The organism is Pedobacter sp. ASV12, assembly GCF_016429155.1.
In the GTDB taxonomy this organism is placed as follows: domain Bacteria; phylum Bacteroidota; class Bacteroidia; order Sphingobacteriales; family Sphingobacteriaceae; genus Pedobacter.
In genome coordinates this window covers 1-19,296 of record NZ_JAELUC010000032.1, presented here as the reverse complement: position 1 = coordinate 19,296, position 19,296 = coordinate 1, and the positions used below count along the sequence as shown (strand labels likewise).

The window sequence follows — 19,296 nt, the reverse complement described above, 5'->3', positions numbered from 1 at the left end:
AAACCCTGATGCTAGTCGCTCTCCTTGTTTTTCGAGACTTTAAATACGCTATTAAATCACGCCCAACAAGGTGGTGTTTGTGCAAATTTCTGCTTGCATCATGCCAAATCGAAGCAGAGTGTGTATATTAGGCATGCCATGAAAACAAAATCCATTCTTTACAGCTTTATTTGCCTATCTATTTTGGAAAGCTGTACTTCTCAACCTGCCCAAAACAGCCATCATAGCCCAAAAGAAAAGAGTTTAACCAAGATGGTTTGGATCAAAGGCGGCGAATTTGCCATGGGTACAGACGATCCCAGTTTTGCAGATGCGCAACCCATCCATCGGGTAAAGGTAAACGGCTTTTGGATGGACGAACATGAAGTAACCAATGCCGAATTTGAGCGTTTTGTAAAGGCTACAGGCTACCAGACCGTTGCCGAGCGCACGCTAGATCCCAAAGATTTTCCTGGCGTAGACCCCAAGGCATTAGTGCCCGGCTCGGCCGTATTTACACCCCCCGATCATGCCGTGCCGCTGAATCAACCTTTGGCTTGGTGGACTTATATGGCAGGAGCCAATTGGCAGCATCCTTTTGGACCAGCAAGCCAAAACCAAGCCAATGAACCTGTGGTACATGTGAGCTATACCGATGCCGAAGCCTATGCCAAATGGGCAGGTAAGCGATTGCCTACCGAAGCCGAGTGGGAGTATGCGGCAAGGGCTGGCCAAACCGGACAAAAATACTATTGGGGTAATGAGCTAAAACCCAGAGGCAAATGGGTAGCCAATATTTTTCAGGGCGAATTTCCTCAAAATAACAGTTTAGAAGATGGATTTAAAGGCATAGCGCCTGTAAAATCCTTTCCGCCAAATGCTTTTGGCTTGTACGATATGGATGGCAATGTATGGGAGTGGTGCAGCGATTTTTACAGGCCCGATTATTATGCCCAAAGTCCATCCGTTAATCCGAAAGGGCCAGCCGATAGCTACGATCCCGACGAACCCGGAACGGTGAAAAGGGTACAACGAGGCGGTTCTTTTCTCTGCAGCGACCAATATTGCATTCGTTACCGCGCCGGTAGCCGTGGCAAGGGTGAAATTAACAGTGGTTCAAATAATTTGGGTTTTAGGTGCGTGAGCGATAAAGCGCCATAACTGCAGGATAAATGCTCCATGTTTTATACATTTGCCATCTGAGAAATCTTGCCGAAGATTGTTTAATATGGCTTTTTGAATGAAGCTGTTAACTGAAAACCGCAAACTGCAGATAACATGGCCAGGTATCAACAATATAGCGAGGTTGTTGATAAGAAAATTTGCGTAGCACTATAAATTATGCAACTTTAGCACTTCAAATCAAGAATAAGATGGAAGATTTAAATGCATTGAGCCAAGTTGCCGAATTTCATAAAACCTTTAAGCATCCCATTTTGGAGCAGGCTGCCATTCCTGCCAAGGAAAGATGCCAGTTGAGGATTGACCTTATTGCGGAAGAACTGAAAGAGCTGCAAGATGCAGTAAATGAAGGTAATATGGTGGAAGTTGCCGATGCGCTTTGCGATTTGCAGTATGTATTGGCTGGTGCGGTATTGGAATTTGGCTTAGGCAGCCAGTTTAAAGCGCTTTTTGATGAGGTACACCGTTCTAACATGAGCAAAGCCTGCAACACGGTTGAAGAGGCCAACCAAACCATAGCCCACTACAAGAACAACAGTAATGTGGATGCCTATTATAAGGAAATCGATTCCAAATTCCTGGTTTATCGCGATGGCGACCATAAAACCCTAAAATCTATCAACTATTCGCCGGCCGATTTAAAAGGCTTGCTAAAATAAGCTACCTATTATGATAAAAATAAGTAATTACAATGAATTTGAAGCCTATTTGGGGCAAGAGCTGGGTGTTTCTGGCTGGCATACCATCGATCAGGAGCAGATCAACAAATTTGCCGACGCTACGTTAGACCACCAGTGGATCCATATCGACACCGAAAAGGCCGCTACAGAAAGCCCTTTCAAAGCCACTATCGCCCACGGCTACCTTACGCTCTCGCTGGTTCCTTTTTTATGGAAACAAATTGCCGAAATCCGTAACCTCAAAATGGAAATCAATTATGGCATCGAAAGCCTCAAATTTGGCCAGGCCGTAGTGGTTGATAGCCAAGTGCGTTTAAGGGCCAAGTTAAAAACGATAGCCAACTTGAGGGGAATTACCAAGGTAAGCATCGAAATTAATTTAGAAATTAAAGACCAGGCCAAACCCGCATTTACCGGCGAGGTATTGTTCCTGTACCATTTCACGGCTTAAGCCAAAATTCATTTGCTAAAAATATCATGCCGGACTTTGAGCCGGCTTTTTTTTGCCCAATTTGTTGTTCGTGTCCGTTAGAGGTTATTTATCACTTTGTTCCGGGTTCGTACAAAACTGTTGCCCGAAAGTTGATTATCAAAGGGAGCCACATTTTGCACCACTGCTGAAGGGTATCTTTGGGTATCGAATTTGCCGGTCCAATCAACGTTTTTGCTGTCGCCTATCAAAATACCTGTGTTCGCATCGATAATTTGGTTGTCTTTAATCGTGCAGTTGCTGGCCGCAATGTAAAACCCGATTTCATCTTTGCCTTTGGCCATGCCATACATGAGTCTGATGGCGGTTTTAATGCCTTTTATTTTATTGTTGGCGATGATATGGCCGGTACCATTAACCCTGATACCCCCAGTGCCACCTTCAAAAACATTGTCGGCAATTAGGCAGTCGTGCCCGCCACGCATCACCAGTTCACCGTCATTATTTTCAAAATGGTTTTTAAGGTAACTGTTACCGCTGCTTTTGTTGCTGATCACTTCGCTTTCGCCGTTGCAGCGGATAAAATGGTTGTTGGTTACCCTTGATTTGGCTTCTTTGGTGCCCAATAACACCGGATCTTGCCCAATCTGTACACATTCGCCACCGTTTCCGTTTTTCCAGCTTACCTTAGCCTTATCGCGAAAAAGGTTGTTTTCAATACGCGACAATAAAGGACAGCTTTCTTTGGTGATTTTTACCTGTACCTCCTGATTGTCGATGTTCGAAATAAAGCTGCAGTTTTCGATACTGTTGGCGCTTCCGTTTCCAGAAATGATGACCAGTGGCATGAATTGCGCCTTTGCGCGGTTATACTCAAAGGAGCAGGAGCGAACCTGGCAGTTACTTGAGTTTTTGAGTTCGACTAAAACACCATTGCTTCCTTCGCCCTTGAGCAATTGACAGTCTTTAAAGCTAATGCCACTTAGTATCGTATAAGCTCCCGTCAATTTAAACAGGGTTTGATTCACGTCTCCAGTAAAAACAACCTGGCCTTCGGTTGTAGCTCTTATTATAATCGGACGTTGTGCTGTGCCGGTGGTGCTGATGTCGACCGCCCAGTTGCTGTAGTTGCCATTGGCAATCAGCAGTTCGTCGCCAGGCTTTAATTTAGACAGGATGTTTTTGAATTCCTGTGCTGAACTGGCCTTATAGGTAGTAGCCATGGCCAATTGGCTAAACAGGAGCAAGAAATAAATCGGGAATCTTTTCATAAAGAAATGGCTAATTTGTAAAGTAGGGGCCGAATTGCTTCGACTACTGGTAAATATTAATTATTTGTTAATATATTTAAGCTCCTAAAATAGAAATCAAACCACAACTTTTTACTAAGTAATATAGATTTTAATAAGCGTAACTCGGTGTATTGGCTCACATGTTAAAAAGACTATTTCAACTTTCCGTTTTATGTATACTGGTATTGGGCTTTGAGCAGCTGTATGCGCAAAAAACCATCATCATCAACGATACCGTACCCGAACATATTTTCAAATCCGACGAGATAGTTTGCTTTGAAGACGCGAGCAACAAGCTAACCTTTAATGAAATCAGCAGTCCGGCATTTCACCACCGCTTTCAAAAAAACATCAATTACTATCCCAAAAACTATAACCGTTCGGCAAGCTATTGGTACCGGGTGAAGGTAAATTTTACCCGAGACTTGAACCGCCCTACGGTAATCGAATTTTTTGATCAGATTACCGACCATATCGAAGCTTACATGCCCGACGATAAGGGCGTTTACAATCAAAGCAAGGCTGGCGCCGATCTCAACTTTACCAACCGGCTGTATAGGCACAAGAATTTCGAATTTCTGGTCAATACCACCAAAAAAGGCGAATACTACTATTATTTCAAGGTTAAATCAAAAGACCAGGTCAACGTTATCATTGTTTTCAGAACTGTAGAGCGTTTTATCCAATATGGGTTAACCGAATATTTTACCTACGGCTTTTTTTACGGCATGATCGTTATTTTCAGTTTCCATAACCTTTTGATGTTCATTGCTGTAAGGCGAAGGCAGTACCTGTTTTATATTTTGTACATCCTGAGCGTGGGTTTGTACGAAATGTCTACCGATGGTATCGCTTTTCAGTACCTATGGCCAAAACACCCGGTATGGAACGAATATGCCTATGGTGTAGCCCTGTATTTCATCAGTTCTTTTGGCCTTATCTTTACTAAAGAGCTGCTGCACGTCAAGGTAAAGGCGCCAAGGCTAAACCAGCTCATCAACGTATTGCTTATTGCCCGGCTGGCCTTCTTCCTGGTTTGCCTGTTCTATAACAACGACTGGTTCAAGTATAAATTTTTGGAGTTTATTCCCTTATCTGTAGGTTTTTATACCGGGATTTACATCTGGTGGAAAAAGCAGTACAGGCCGGCCCGTTTCTTTGTATTGGGTTATTTTTTCTTGTTCCTGGGCTTTGTCATCAAAGTGATCCATATTCTGGGCTGGGCGCGCCATATTCCTGGTGCCTTAGGCTATTATAGCCTTACATTTGGCTTTTTGCTCGAAATGGTGTTGCTGTCTTTTGCCATTGGCGATCAGGTACGCCTGCTTAAAAAGAAAAAGGAAAATGCCCGTAAGCAGATCATCAAACAAATGCAGGTCAATGCCGATTTGAAAGACAGCATTAACCGTGAACTTGAAGTTAAGGTGGCCGAACGCACCAAAGAAGTGCAAAAGCAATCGGAAGAACTGTTGCAGAAAAATATCACCATCAAGCACCAGAACGAAGAACTGCTTTCTAAAAACACTTTGCTCGAGCAGCAGGCTGAAGAAATATCGAGGATGAACATCCTTTTAGAAAAAGACAACATTACCTTAAAAACCAATATCGAAAAAGTAACCGATGCCCGTGTAAATGCTACCGAACTTGATTTCGACGAGTTTAGCCAAAAATACCCCGATCGTGATTCGTGTTACAAGTTTTTGGCCGATATGAAATGGGAGCATGGCTATAAATGCATCAAATGTGGCAACAGCAGCTACTGCAATGGCAAGGTGCCTTTCAACAGGCGCTGTACCAAATGCGCCTACGAAGAGTCGGTACTGCACCAAACCATTTTCGAAAACAACCGTATACCTATCAATAAGGCCTTTTACCTGGTCTATCTCATGTACAACCACAAAGGCGCTATTTCTTCGCATAAACTTTCCGAAAAGCTTGGCATTAGGCAAAGCACCTGCTGGACCTATGCAGCCAAAGTTAAAAAAGTGATGGAAGAGCGTAAAAAAGACTTGAAAGGCGTAGGCAAATCTGGCTGGAGCAAACTCGTGCTCGACAAGCAAGCCTAACTTATTGTCAATTTTACACCATGTGCTCCCAACTGTTAATAACTTTAAGTTAATTTTTTGCATTTTTTTTAATGCGGGCAAAGCGTATTGCTCTTCTTTTTTGCAATTGGCGTATTGCACAAAAAATCAGCAGATTAGCTTTTTTGCAGTTTGCGCCTAAAGCGTATCAAAATTTTTGTAACTAACTATATATCAGATATTTATGTTTATTTTCTGCTTGCATTTGTAAGCGCTATTGCGCTATATTTACTCAACCAAATTTTTGGAGCTAATCAACAAACCAAATTTTAACTGTATGAGTAAAATTCTATTCAAAAGAATTTTGCAGAAAATTTCCATAACACTGCTCTGGTGTTTATTTCTGCAAACAAATGCATCTGCTGTTTCCAGCACGATCGAATCAGGCAAACTATTGGGGGGCAAAGCCAGGTCTCGTGTAGACGTAACGGGCACGGTAAAAGACGCCGGTGGGGTAGCCATGCCGGGTGTTGGTGTCAAGGTTAAAGGAACGCAACTCTCGGTAGTAACTGATGCCGATGGTCGTTTCGTACTTAAAACAGACAACCCGAATGCCATACTTGTATTTACCAGTATCGGTTATAAAACCAAGGAAGTAGAGTTGGCCGGAAAAACCAATATTACGGTAAGCTTGGAGGAAGAAGATGCCAAAGGCCTTTCTGAAGTGGTGGTAATCGGCTACGGTACCGCCAGCAGAAAAGACGTTACCGGTGCCATTTCGAGCGTAAAGGCTACACAATTGGAAAATGAAAATCCACAAAGCGTGGCCGACATCTTAAAGGGCAATATTGCGGGCTTAAGCGTTAGTTTGAACACCAGTGCCAAAGGCGGCGGCGATTTATTGGTTCGTGGCAAATCAACCTTAACGGCCAGCAGTTCGCCTTTAATCGTATTAGATGGGATTATTTATAACGGTCAGCTGGCGGATATTAATCCCAACGATATCGAAACGGTCGACGTGTTGAAAGATGCCAGTTCGTTGGCCGTTTATGGAGCCAAGGCGGCCACGGGCGTAGTGGCCATCACTACCAAAAAAGGCAAAGGATCAAAGCCAAGCATTAACTTTAACACCAATGTGGGCTTTGCCGAATTGGCTCAAAACATGAGGCCTTATACCGGTCAGGGCTTTTTAGACTGGAGAGCCGACGTGATGCGAAGCGGTGCCACAACGCCTGCTTATTTGTACAACGACCCTAGAAATTTGCCCGCAGGCGTAACCATGACCCAATGGCTAAACGGGCAGACCACTACCGATCCGGTTGATCTTTGGCTAAACAGGTTGGGCTTGGTGGCCAACGAAAAAGCCAATTACCTGGCTGGCAAAACCGTTAATTGGTACGACGAAATTTTCAGGACAGGCTTTCGTCAAGACCACACCATCAGCATGAGTGGCAGCAAAGAAGAAATTAGCTACTACATGTCATTGGGTTACCAAAAAAACCAGAACCTGATTGAAAATGGCGAATACAGCACAGTAAGAACACGTCTGAATTTAGAGAGCCAAGTGGCCAAGTTCTTAACGGTCGGTGCCAATGTGCAGTATGCCGATAGGGATGAAAGCGCCATCGAAGCCGATTGGAGCCAGTTGATCAATCTTTCTCCTTATGGCGATATGTACAATCCCGATGGCAGTTTGCGTCGCATTCCAACGGATGATACTGGCTTAAATGCCAGAAACCCTTTCTTGGATATGACTTACAACAGCCGCATGAATAGGCAAAATACCTTGTTTGCCAGTTTGTTTGGCAAGGTAAACCTGCCGTTCGGCATTACTTACCAGTTGAATTTTAGTCCTGGTATCGATATGTACCGTACGTTTAATCATGCCTCTTCGCAAAATCCTAACGTGTTAACGCCTGGAGGCTCAGCAACCCGAGCCCAGGAAACCCGCTACAATTGGCAGGTCGATAACTTGTTGAAATGGAATAAAACCTTTGCTAAAATCCACAATTTTGATGTAACCCTCTTGGCCAATGCCGAGAAATACCAAACCTGGTGGACACAGGCGGGCAATCAAGGTTTTACGCCAAGTGATGTTTTGGGCTATCATAACATTGGAGCCGGAACTACGCCAACGGTAAGCAGCGAAGATAAAGTATATACCGGCAATGCCCTGATGGCCAGGTTAAACTATAGTTTGATGAACCGGTATAACCTTACGTTGTCGCTTAGAAGAGATGGCTATTCGGTATTCGGCGTGAATTTTAAAAAGGCAACTTTCCCGGCCGCGGCAGTGGCTTGGACCTTTACCGAAGAATCGTTCATGAAAAACATCAACTGGCTAAATTACGGTAAACTGCGTCTTTCTTATGGTATCAACGGTAACCGCGATTTGCGCAATATTGATAACGGCACCGTCGATCCTTATGCGGCATTGGCCATTTTAGCTGGCGATAAATATATTTCGACGAATGGCAGCGGGATAGCTTCCTCTACCAATACCGTAGCCAACGGTACGCGCATGGCCAATTCAAACCTGAAATGGGAAGAAACCAAAGCCTTTAACGTCGGCTTGGACTTCTCGGTTTTAAAAGACAGGATTAGTGGGTCGATTGATTTGTACGATAAAACCACCAGCAACCTGTTGGTTAGGCAGAATGTTCCGGATGTAACCGGTTATGGTTATGTGTATTCGAACTTGGCCAAGATCAAGAACCATGGTATGGATATCAGCCTCAACAGCAGGAACATGAATACCGAAAACTTTAAATGGAATACCAGTTTTACCATGTCTTTCTCCAGAAACAAGATCGTACAATTGGCTTTCCCTGCCGATGATATTGGAAACGGCTGGTTCATTGGGAGAGATATCAACGTAATTTGGGATTACAAAATTTTGGGCGTATGGCAAGAAAACGAAATGACCGAAGCCGCCAAATACACCAAGGCTGCCATTAAGCCAGGCGATTTCAAATTGCAGGACGTAGATGGAAACTATGTGTACGACAATAACGATAAGCAGTTTTTTGGCTACACCACGCCACGCTATATTTTTGCCATGCGCAATGAGTTCAACATCTTCAAAAACTTCGACATGTCGTTCCAATTGCTGTCAAACTGGGGGCAGCTGAAACAATACAACACGGCGAAAAACCAGCCAGGTTCGGTAGGCTTTGCCCGTCAGAATTCTTACGTTGTGCCATACTGGACACCAGGCAATCCGCTTAACGATTATGCCCGCCTAAACTCTGGCACAAGTGGTACCAGCTTTAACGTATACCGCGACAACTCCTTTATCCGGCTCAACTCGGTGGCCTTAGCATACAGTTTGCCAAAAGATTTATTAGGCAAAATCAAGGTAAAAAGTGCCAAAATCTATGCTAACGTAAATAACGCTGCTGTATGGGCCAAAGACTGGAACTTCTGGGATCCGGAAAACAATGGCCCAACCCCACGTTATTACACTTTAGGTTTAAATGTTTCCTTATAATAGTTGAAAGAGATGAAAAAAATACATAAAAAAATAACCGCAGTTTGTTTAACAACCTTGTTGTTGGCAGGCGTAGGCTGTAAAAAAACTTTCCTCGATTCAGATTTGCTGTCTTCTTTCTCGCCATCGAGCTTAAATACAGCCGATGCCATGAAATCGGCATTGAATGGGGTTGCTTTAATGGTAAGAAGAGAATATTTCGGCGACTCGGCTCCGATGTTGACCGAGTCCATTTTCTCGGAAGTGGCCGTAGAAGGTACGACAGATAAAAGTACGCCAGCACAGGATCTGGTAAGCCGTATCACACCCGATGCCAACCTGAACAGCGACGATTTTAATAAAATAGGCTGGTATTGGACCAATTATTACATTGGCGTTAGACAGGCTAATACCGTAATTACCAATATCGATGTGCCCAAATATGCTTCAGAAGCAGAAAGAAATGCCATTTTAGGCTCGGCTTACTTTTACAGGGCTTATTTCTATTACCGCTTGGTACACCAGTTTGGCGATGTGCCTTTGTTGTTAAAAGATTTGGATGCACCTCGTACCGATTTTTATTCTACCAAAAGGGAAGTAATCCTGGGTAAGATGAAGTCGGACCTCGAATTTGCCCAAACCTGGGTAAGCGACAATGTAAATCGTGGCGAGGTAACCAAAGGCGCGGTAAGCCATTTGCTGACCAAGGTAAACCTGGCCCTAGGCAAGTTTGACGATGCCATTGCTTCGGCCAATAACGTCATTAATGGTGGCAAATATGCCTTAATGACTACCCGCTTTGGCAGCACGGCAACCGATGTTTCTAAAAATGTGGTTTGGGATTTGCATCGTATGGATAACAAAGCCTTGACTACCAATAAAGAAGCTTTGTTTTTGGTGTTAGACAGGGACGTTTTTCAAGGTCAGGGTGCTACGGCTTTGGGTTCGCAACTGATGCGTAACACCGTACCGGCGTGGCATTTTGCCAACGTAAAAACGCCATCGGGCGCAACGGCAATGGTGGATGCGGCCACTGCCGAAATTCCCTTGACCAGGATGTATGGCCGTGGTATTGGCAGGTACAGAGGTACGCCTTACAGTACCCAATACATTTGGAACGATAATACCGACTATCGCCACGCCAAAGGCATGTGGATGGATATGACCGACCTGGTTTACAATAACCCGGCGCTAAAAACATCATCAAATCCTGCCGATAAAGCGCTGTATGGTCAGCCATTGCAACCTTATAATGCTTCAAATGTGGCCCAACGCTTTCAAAATGGAGCGCTAGACACCATTCGCCACTGGTTTGGCTGGCCACACTACAAAGTGTTCATCAACTCTACCAATGCCTTGGCGGTTGATCCTTATTGGAATCCGCCTCGTGGTACCAATACCGACTGGTATGTATTCCGTTTGGCCGAAACCTATTTGTTGCGTGCCGAAGCCTACTATTGGAAAGGCGATTTGAATCTGGCTATGCAGGATCTCAATGTGGTAAGGAGCCGTGCCAATGCACAGTTGCTAACCGATGCCAGCAAAGTAACCATTGGTACTATTTTAGACGAGCGTGCCAGGGAATTGTACTGGGAGGAACCACGCAAAACCGAGCTTACCCGTATCGCTTATATTTTTGCCCAAACCGGAAAACCGGCCTACAATGGCAAAACTTACAACTTAAACAATTTCTCCGATGATAACTTCTTTTACGATCGCATCATCGAGAAAAACGATTTTTACAGAAACCATGTACCAACCTTGCAAGGCGTGAAGTTTAGCATAGCTCCTTACCACGTTTTATGGCCGGTACCTATTTCGGCGCAGAACTTCAATACCGAAGGCCGCATTAACCAAAACAAAGGTTACAGTGGCTACGAGAAGAACGTTCCGGCCAAAGATAAAATCGAATAATATTTTAGCCGTTCCTTCCGTACATTTATTGAGCAGTAAAAGAGCAGTCGATAGACTTGCTCTTTTTTTATGCTTTTTAATGAACAACCAATTTACAGTCGACCATTACTTTCTGATAGTTTTTGATGTCCATTTCCTTATCGATGAGCTTAAGGAGCAGGCTAGTGGCATTTTTGCCAACCAATTCGGGGTTTTCTTCTACCGAAGCAATAGGTGGAAGGTCTAAATAGCTGATAAAAGAATTATTGCCAAAGCCGATGCATTCTATTTGCCTAACCTGCGGATAATCGATGCTCCTCAGGTACTTCATGGCATCGAAAAGAATCAGCTCTTTAAAGGCAACCAAGGCAGTAGGAGCTTGATGGCCGTTGGCAAATAGTTTTTGAATAGCGGCAATGGTATTTTCCTTGTCAAAATCGGTATAGGCTACCAGGTTTGCGTCAAAAGCAATGTTGTTGTCCTTCAGTGCGTTAATGTAGCCGTTAAAGCGGTCGTGCGTAAAGCTGATCATTTTTGGTCCACCCAAATAAGCAATTTTTCGATGGCCTCGTTTAATCAGCAGGTCGGTAGCTTCGTAACAACCTTTAAAAGTATTGCCTAATACCTTGTGGCAGTTGAGGTTGAAACTTGGGTTGCGCGTGTAGTACACAATGGGGATACCGAGGCTTTCGAACTGGTTAAAATGCGAAAAATCCTGCGTGTTTTTTGAAATGGCTACAATGAGGCCGTCAACCCGTCTTTTCAAAAGCATGGTGGCCGATTGTATTTCTTCTTCCAGCTCATCATTCGTTTGCTTGATGATGATGTGGTAGCCATTTAGGGTGGCAAACTGTTCGATGCCATAAATGCTGCGCGTAAAGAAATGGTCGAGCAAGTTGGGCAATATCACGCCAATAGTCCTCGATTTTCTTTCTTTCAGGTTAATAGCCGATGTATTGGGCATGTAATGTAGCTCCCTAGCCATTTCCTGTACATGTTTTTTGGTGTGCTCGTTAATGGTAGGGTAATTGTTGAGCGCTTTCGATACCGTAGATACTGACATTTTCAGTTTTTCTGCAAGCAGCTTTAAGGTAATAGGGGTATTGCTCATCGTCATTTCCGGTCTACGTTGCATAGTTAAGCAAAATCTGGAATAATTTCAAACGTTTGAAATGCGTTTTTGGCTCGTATTGTTGGTTTTTAAACCCAAAACCAAACTACCCTTTCTATAGTTTCCTTAATTTAAATTGATACTAAAAACAAACTTGAATGGCATGAACAGCAACCCAACTCCGAAAATCAAGCACAAAATCCCCATCAAAGCTGAAAATCGCTTTTTTTGATAAAATAGACTGGCTTTTGAAGATAGAAATTGTAAAAAGATTAAGAAATCCTGATGCGGACAAAGCGTATTGTTCTAATTTTTTACATTGCTGTTAAACTACAGCTATTCAGTTAGTTATTTAATTGTAGGCTTGCGCTTAAAGCGTATCAAAATTATTATAACTACTTATATATCAATTAATTATAGATTTTATTTGCTTGCAAGTTTGAACTATATTAATCTATATTTACGGCACAGAAAATTATTCTGGCTAATTAACCAACCAACCAAATTATAACTGTATGAGGAAAATTCTACTCAAAAGAATTTTGCAACAAATTTCAATAACGCTGCTCTGGTGTTTTTTGTTGCAAACCAGTGCTTTTGCAAATGCCTTGCATCGCATAACCACTAACAAACCTTCAACCCTTGGTCAGCGAAGTGAAGAAGTAAGCGGTCGCGTTACCGATTTGGCCGATAAGCCCTTGGTTGATGTGGCAGTTCGCCTGAAGGGCAAGCCAAATACTACGGTGCTTACCGATCTTGATGGCAGGTACCTGATCAACGCCGATAAAGGAGATGTTCTCGTTTTTAGCGTTGATGGTTTTGTTACCCAAGAAATTGCATTTGCCGGGCAAAAGCAAGTTAACCTGAAAATGGCTATAGACAATTCGCCATCAGACAGCTTTAATGTACTTTATACCAAGCAAAAGAAAGCCACCAACATAGAAGCGGTGGCTGAGTTGCGAACCAACGATTTGACCAAAACCATTTCATCGCCAATTAACGGTACGTTTACCGGCAGATTGGCTGGTTTAACTACCTATCAATCAAGTGGCGAACCAGGCAACGATGGTATTTCCCTAAACCTGAGAGGTCAAACACCATTGGTTATCCTAGATGGTATCCCGCAGTCTTTTACCTCGATCAATCCCGAACAAATCGAATCGGTTACCATTTTGAAAGATGCTTTGGCTACTGCGATGATGGGTATCAGGGGATCGAACGGGGTCGTGTTGATTACCACCAAAAAAGGTTCTGAAGGTCCGCAGAGAATTGGTTTTAAGGCTATGTACGGCATTTCGAAGCCAACGCAGCTGCCGAGAACTTTAGACGCCTTTAATTATGCCACTTTATTTAACGAGGCCCTGGCCAACGATGGCAAGGCTTTGGCTTATACGCAAGCCGACCTGAATGCTTATCGCGATGGTACCGATCCGATTTACCATCCCAACGTTAATTGGCAAGACCAGATCTTGAGAAACGAAACGCCATACAGCAGGTACAATGTCGATATTTCGGGTGGTAAGCAGGCCGCTAAGTATTTTGTAAGCTTGGATTATTTAGATCAGCAGGGCCTGTTTAAGCAATCCGACGAAAACATTAACGGCACCAATTCAGATTACAAACGCTATATTTTTCGCTCCAATGTACAGTTGGACCTGAGCAAATACATTACGACCAACCTGAACTTGTTTGGCCGTTTGCAAACCGGTAACGAACCGGGCGTGGGCACAAGCACTTTGTGGAACAGCATCATCCAAACACCTGCCAATGCTTATCCGGTTTTCAACTCCAATGGAACCTTGGGTGCCAGCCAGGATTTTCAGCAAAACAACGTATATGGCCAAAGCCTACGCTCTGGTTACCAAGTTGGCTATACCCGCGATTTTAGGGTTGATCTAGGCGTTAAAGCTGATTTGCAAAAATTAACACCGGGTCTTTACTTCAAGGCTACCGGCGCCATTAACACTTATTTAGACCAAACTACGGTGAGGAGCAAGCCTTTGGTAACTTTTCAACAAAGCACCGATGTATTAGGCAACGTTATTTATACCCAATATGGTACAACCGGTCAACAATCTAACAGCTTGACCACCAATACGCAAAATCGTGTATTTTATTTGCAGGGAGAGTTCGGTTATACCAAAAGCTTTGGCAAGCATAACCTCAATGCCTTGTTGCTGGCCAGTAACGATTATCGAATGGCCGGTGCCGATTTGGGTTACAACGTCAATGGCGTTTCTGGAAAAGCAACTTATAACTACGACGAAAAATACCTCGCCGAAATAGCCTTTGCCTATAATGGCGTTAAGGAAAGATACCCTTCAGGCAATGGTTATGGCCTTTTTCCTGCCATTGGCTTGGGTTGGGTAATGAGCAATGAAGACTTTATGAAAGATCAAAAATGGATCAACAATTTAAAGTTGAGAACCAGTTTTGGCCGTACGGGTAATTTCAACGCCAACGACTATTACAGCTACCGACAGTTTTACAACAGTGGTACGGGTTATAACTTCGGTCAAAATACAGGCGGTACGGTTTCGGGCATTGAGCAGGGAACCCTGGCTAACCTGAATTTAACTTTCGAAAAAGCAAGGAAGTTTAACGCAGGACTGGATGCTTCGGTATTCGGCAACCGTTTAAGCTTGGCTGCAGACTATTATAACAATGAGTTTTATGACTTGTTGCAGGTAATTGGCCACAATACGTCTATTACCGGTGCGCCTTATGGACAACGCAATATCGGCAAGCAACGTTATTCGGGAGTCGAATTACAACTAACCTTTAAAGACAAAGTAGGTGAGTTCAACTACTTTGTATCGCCGATGTTCTCAACCGTAAAAAGCAAGGTGCTTTACCAAGACGAACCTACTCGTCAGTTTGCCTATCAGGTTCGTACCGGATTGCCTGTGGGCCAATCGTTCGGTTATGTAGCTAGCGGTTTGTTCCAGTCGACAGCCGAAATCAACAGCAGTGCAAAACCGGCTAATTTGGCCATTATACCAGGCGACATTAAATATGTTGACCAAAATGGCGATCATGTAATCGACGAAAACGACCAGGTTGCCATTGGCAGGGGCAAAGCGGCCCTAAACTTTGGCTTAAACTTGGGAGCGAGCTGGAAAGGTTTCGATTTCTCTGCCTTGCTGCAAGGTGTGGCTAACAATGATATTTTCTTGAGGGGAAACTCATATTGGGCATTTCAAGGCACAAGAGGCCAAGCCTACGAACATAATTTAGACCGCTGGACACCAGCTACGGCTGCCACTGCCAGCTATCCAAGGCTAAGCGTAGGTAGCAATCCAAACAATGAACTCAACTCTTCATACTGGTTGCGCAATGGCGATTTCTTACGCTTAAAAAGTGTAGAGATTGGTTATAATTTCCCGGTTTCGCTGGTGAAAAAGGCGAAAATGTCGGGCGCAAGATTATTCGTAAACGGAACCAATTTGTTTACCATCACGGGTTTAAAAAACCTCGATCCGGAAGATTATTTCAACAGCTATCCGATCCAAAAGATGTTGGTGGCAGGTATCAGTGTTAAATTCTAAACTTATGAACATGAAGAAATTATTGATCGCAGCCTTGACCGCAATTTCATTGGTAGGTTGCAGCAAAATAGAAGACGGACCGCTGGAAAGGATTACCGAAAACTATGCTTTTGATCCGACCGACAAGAACGGGTTTTATGCCGAGCAGTTCTTGAACAATATTTATTCCATCCTTCCTAACGGTTATAACCGAATAGGCGGCGATCTGTTGGATGCCGCGACAGACGATGCCATGCCTTCGCAGGTAGGTGGCAGCATTGAGCGTTTCACCACCTCGTCATTAACCGCATTGAGCAATCCAGACGACCAGTGGGGCAAAAACTATGCGGGCATCAGGAAAGTAAACATTTTCCTGGCCAACATTGATGTAGTTCCGGTTCCGGCAAAAATTCCTTTCTGGAAAGCCGAAGCCCGCTTTTTACGTGCCATGTTCTATTTCGAGCTGGTGAAACGTTATGGTGGCGTGCCTTTGGTGGGCGATGTGGTATTAGATGCAGAAACCCCAGAAAACTTTAAACGCAGCTCGTTCGAAGATTGTATCAATTACATCGTTTCAGAATGCGATGCCATCAAAAATGCGGTAAAGCCAGATCCATTGGCAGCCAGCGATTATGGCCGTATTTCGAATGGTGTGGTCTTGGCACTTAAAGCCAGAACCTTGCTGTATGCTGCCAGTCCTTTGTATAATGGTGGCAATATCGGTGGCTCTGCCGAACAAAAATTGTATCAAGGCTATGCCTCTTTTGATAAAGAGCGCTGGAATAAAGCGGCGCAGGCCGCCCAAGACCTCATCGCCACGGGCAAATTCAAAATCGATGGCGTTGCCTACAACAACGTATTTATTGTTAGGAAAAACGATGAGGTTATTTTAGGTTATTTAAGAAACAACAGCAGCGATTTGGAAACCAACAATGGCCCGATAGGCTATGCTTTGGCCAGTGCCAATGGACGCACCAGTCCGACACAGGATTTGGTTGATGCCTTTGGCACCATTAAAGGTTTGCCAATTGCAACCGATGTTAAATCGCCAACCAATACCACAGGCTACGATGCCGCAAATCCTTATGCCAACCGCGATCCGCGTCTGGCCAGCACCGTGTTGTACAATGGCGTAGCCTGGTTAAGCAGGCCTTTGCAGACCTATGAAGGTGGCTTGGATAAGCCGAATAAAAACACCACCCAAACCAAAACCAGCTACTATTTGCGCAAGCACCTGGGCAATTTTGCTACGGCTACGCTTTACAGTGCCCAGCCACACAATTTCCCTATTTTCCGTTATGCGGAGGTGATGCTGAACTATGCCGAAGCGCAAAACGAGTACTTGGCCTCGCCCGATGCCAGTGTGTACAAAGTATTGCAGGACATCAGAAAAAGGGCAGGAATTACCGCGGGAACTACGCCAGGTTATCTGTATGGCCTAAAGAGTTCGGGTATGACCCAGGCCGAAATGCGCGACGCCATCCGCAATGAGCGCCGTATAGAAATGGCTTTTGAAGAACAGCGTTTTTGGGATTTGAGAAGATGGAAAACTGCCGAAACGGCTTTGAATACAAATTTAAATGGAATGATCATCACCAGAGATCCGGCAACTTCGGCTTTGACTTATCAGAAAGCAGTGGCAGGCAAGATCACTTTTGCTAATCCGAAAATGTATTTCTATCCAATTCCTTATAGCGAGCTCACCAAAAACACAAACCTAATTCAGAATACGGGTTGGTAATTAATTCCATTTAAAATGAAAAGATATTTATTAACGATAGGCTTACTGTTGTGCTGTGCCTTTGCTTGGGCCCAGCAGCAAGCCGTTACCGGTACGGTAAAGGATAATGTAGAAACCCTGATCGGGGTGTCCGTTTACGAGAAAGACTTGCCTTCTAACGGAACGCAGACTGATGAAAACGGAAAATTTAAACTCAACTTAAAAACAGCCAGCAAAATTTTGGTTTTCAAATACGTAGGTTATTTGACCAAGGAAGTAGCGGTAGGAACCCAAAGCAACATCACAGTAACCCTGGTTACCGATGCCAAAGGCCTGGAAGAGGTAGTGGTAGTGGCTTTTGGTACCCAAAAGAAAATTACCAATACGGGTTCAACCAGCTCGATTTCTGGCGACGATATCAGGCAAACGCCATCGGCCAGTTTACAAAACACCTTGATTGGCCGCGTACCGGGAATCACTACCCAACAACGTTCTGGTCAGCCTGGTAGCGATGGCGCCGCCTTGCTGATCCGTGGTTTGAGTACCACCAATGGTAACGGTGCACCATTGATTGTTGTCGACGATTTAGAGTATTACGGCAGCATTTCCGAAATCGACCCTGATCAGATCGAAACCTTTACCATCTTGAAAGATGCGGCAACTACGGCTGTTTACGGTATCAGAGGGGCTAATGGTGTTGTGGTAATCACCACCAAACGCGGCAAGGAAGGCAAGGCACAAATTACGGTGAGAACCGAAAACAGCGTGCAAACACCAACGTATATGCCCGAGTATTTAGACTCATACCGCTCGGCCTTATTGGTTAACCAAGCTTTAACCAACGACGGTCAGCCTGCCAGATACACTCAAACCGATTTGGATTTGTTTCAGAATGGCCAAGATCCCTATGGACACCCTAATGTAAATTGGACCGACGAATTGCTGAGGAAATACAGTGTACAATCGCGGAACAACATCAACATCCAAGGTGGTATAGAAAAAGCCAAGTACTATTTGTCGGCGGGCTATTTATACCAAAACGGTTTGATCAAGGACTTTTCGGGTCCATCGGGCATGAACAGCAACTATTACTACAAGCGCTACAATTTCAGGTCGAATTTAGATTTGCAACCGACAAAAACCACCACGCTGAGCCTTGACCTTTCGGGTACCTTTAACGAAAGAAACAGCCCCACAAACGGTGGCAGGAACACCCGTAACAACATCTTTTTCGAGTTGAGCGACGCCAACCAGTTGCCACCGTATGCCTATGCCATTTACAATCCGGATGGTTCTTACGGCATCAACAGCAGTTACACCAACAACAACGTAGTGGGCCGTTTAACCTATTATGGCTACAACAGGCAGTTTACCAACGATATTACCGCAAACTTTAGGGCTACCCAAAAATTGGATTTCGTTACCAAAGGCTTATCGGCCAAGGGCGTAGTAGGCTTTAATGGTACTTATGGCTTCAGCCGGAACTTAACCAGGGGTACGGCCAACGATTTCCCTTCTTACAATTACAATCCTGCAAATGGAGTTTATACCATTTACAATACCAATTTTTACAGGATCGGACTGCCAACTTTAGCTTATTCGAACAATGCAAGCTACAAACGCTTAAACTGGCAAGGCTCTTTAAACTACGACCGTACTTTTGGCAGCCACCATGCTTATGCACTTGCTTTGTACAACCAACAAAATAACGTGAGCAATGCCGACGAGCCAAGGGGTTTCAAAGGCTTCACCTTCAGGGTTGGTTACGATTACAAAATGCGTTACCTCATTGAATTTAACGCGGGCTACAATGGTTCAAGTTCGTTTATCTCCGATAAGCAATATGCCTTGTTCCCGGCCATATCGTTGGGTTGGAACGTGGCCGAAGAGCCTTTCTTCAAAAACAATATCAAATTCATTGATTTGTTTAAAATCAGAGGCTCGTTTGGTAGAACCGGAAATGATGATATCTGTCTCTTATACACATCT

At 44.1% G+C, this 19,296-nt stretch carries 11 protein-coding genes; 9 read left to right on the top strand and 2 right to left on the bottom strand.

The window, feature by feature from the left end; genetic code table 11:
• The first annotated feature begins 138 nt into the window (after positions 1-138).
• The 3 genes from JHD69_RS09890 (at position 139) to JHD69_RS09880 (ending at position 2,292) form a co-directional block, all read left to right on the top strand.
• Positions 139-1,140 (top strand): formylglycine-generating enzyme family protein, encoded by a 1,002-nt coding sequence (locus JHD69_RS09890; RefSeq protein WP_199139818.1) that lies wholly within the window; start codon positions 139-141, stop codon positions 1,138-1,140.
• Positions 1,141-1,352: 212 nt separating this feature from the next.
• Positions 1,353-1,820 carry a nucleoside triphosphate pyrophosphohydrolase family protein gene (locus JHD69_RS09885; RefSeq protein WP_199139817.1) on the top strand — a complete coding sequence of 156 codons (468 nt, stop codon included), beginning with the start codon at positions 1,353-1,355 and terminating at the stop codon, positions 1,818-1,820.
• Between the two features lie 10 nt (positions 1,821-1,830).
• Entirely contained in the window at positions 1,831-2,292 is a 462-nt protein-coding gene (locus JHD69_RS09880) for a MaoC family dehydratase (protein WP_199139816.1), read from the top strand.
• A gap of 77 nt (positions 2,293-2,369) precedes the next feature.
• On the opposite strand, the gene JHD69_RS09875 is transcribed toward JHD69_RS09880, so the two are convergent.
• Positions 2,370-3,542, bottom strand: coding sequence for a chondroitinase-B domain-containing protein (locus JHD69_RS09875; RefSeq protein WP_199139815.1), 1,173 nt, complete (start codon positions 3,540-3,542; stop codon positions 2,370-2,372).
• A 161-nt stretch (positions 3,543-3,703) separates the two neighbouring features.
• On the opposite strand from JHD69_RS09875, the gene JHD69_RS09870 reads away from it, so the two are divergent.
• The 3 genes from JHD69_RS09870 to JHD69_RS09860 all read left to right on the top strand — a co-directional run bounded on the left by JHD69_RS09870 (position 3,704) and on the right by JHD69_RS09860 (position 10,970).
• The gene (locus JHD69_RS09870; RefSeq protein ID WP_199139814.1) at positions 3,704-5,629 is read left to right on the top strand and encodes a 7TM diverse intracellular signaling domain-containing protein; all 1,926 of its coding nucleotides are present in this window, start codon (positions 3,704-3,706) and stop codon (positions 5,627-5,629) included.
• A gap of 412 nt (positions 5,630-6,041) precedes the next feature.
• Positions 6,042-9,077: a SusC/RagA family TonB-linked outer membrane protein gene (locus JHD69_RS09865; protein ID WP_233165835.1), complete on the top strand. Its 3,036-nt coding sequence runs from the start codon at positions 6,042-6,044 to the stop codon at positions 9,075-9,077.
• A 12-nt stretch (positions 9,078-9,089) separates the two neighbouring features.
• The gene (locus tag JHD69_RS09860; RefSeq protein ID WP_233165833.1) at positions 9,090-10,970 is read left to right on the top strand and encodes a RagB/SusD family nutrient uptake outer membrane protein; all 1,881 of its coding nucleotides are present in this window, start codon (positions 9,090-9,092) and stop codon (positions 10,968-10,970) included.
• Positions 10,971-11,046: 76 nt separating this feature from the next.
• Here the strand turns inward: JHD69_RS09860 and JHD69_RS09855 are convergent, their stop codons facing one another.
• Positions 11,047-12,084 (bottom strand): LacI family DNA-binding transcriptional regulator, encoded by a 1,038-nt coding sequence (locus JHD69_RS09855; protein ID WP_199139811.1) that lies wholly within the window; start codon positions 12,082-12,084, stop codon positions 11,047-11,049.
• A 491-nt stretch (positions 12,085-12,575) separates the two neighbouring features.
• Here JHD69_RS09855 and JHD69_RS09850 point away from each other — a divergent pair, with 491 nt between their 5' ends.
• The 3 genes from JHD69_RS09850 to JHD69_RS09840 form a co-directional block, all read left to right on the top strand.
• The gene (locus JHD69_RS09850) at positions 12,576-15,608 is read left to right on the top strand and encodes a SusC/RagA family TonB-linked outer membrane protein (RefSeq protein WP_199139809.1); all 3,033 of its coding nucleotides are present in this window, start codon (positions 12,576-12,578) and stop codon (positions 15,606-15,608) included.
• Between the two features lie 10 nt (positions 15,609-15,618).
• On the top strand, positions 15,619-17,328 hold the full coding sequence (locus JHD69_RS09845) for a RagB/SusD family nutrient uptake outer membrane protein (protein WP_199139807.1): 1,710 nt from the start codon (positions 15,619-15,621) through the stop codon (positions 17,326-17,328).
• Positions 17,329-17,343: 15 nt separating this feature from the next.
• Positions 17,344-19,296, top strand: a 1,953-nt coding sequence (locus tag JHD69_RS09840) for a SusC/RagA family TonB-linked outer membrane protein (protein WP_199139805.1), incomplete at its 3' end; no start/stop codon positions are given.

Bases quoted from the DNA above. Each gene is read 5' to 3' on its own strand.
- JHD69_RS09890 (WP_199139818.1), top strand. From the start codon at position 139: ATGAAAACAAAATCCATTCTTTACAGCTTTATTTGCCTATCTATTTTG.
- JHD69_RS09885 (WP_199139817.1), top strand. From the start codon at position 1,353: ATGGAAGATTTAAATGCATTGAGCCAAGTTGCCGAATTTCATAAAACC.
- JHD69_RS09880 (WP_199139816.1), top strand. From the start codon at position 1,831: ATGATAAAAATAAGTAATTACAATGAATTTGAAGCCTATTTGGGGCAA.
- JHD69_RS09875 (WP_199139815.1), bottom strand. From the start codon at position 3,542: ATGAAAAGATTCCCGATTTATTTCTTGCTCCTGTTTAGCCAATTGGCC.
- JHD69_RS09870 (WP_199139814.1), top strand. From the start codon at position 3,704: ATGTTAAAAAGACTATTTCAACTTTCCGTTTTATGTATACTGGTATTG.
- JHD69_RS09860 (WP_233165833.1), top strand. From the start codon at position 9,090: ATGAAAAAAATACATAAAAAAATAACCGCAGTTTGTTTAACAACCTTG.
- JHD69_RS09855 (WP_199139811.1), bottom strand. From the start codon at position 12,084: ATGCAACGTAGACCGGAAATGACGATGAGCAATACCCCTATTACCTTA.
- JHD69_RS09850 (WP_199139809.1), top strand. From the start codon at position 12,576: ATGAGGAAAATTCTACTCAAAAGAATTTTGCAACAAATTTCAATAACG.
- JHD69_RS09845 (WP_199139807.1), top strand. From the start codon at position 15,619: ATGAAGAAATTATTGATCGCAGCCTTGACCGCAATTTCATTGGTAGGT.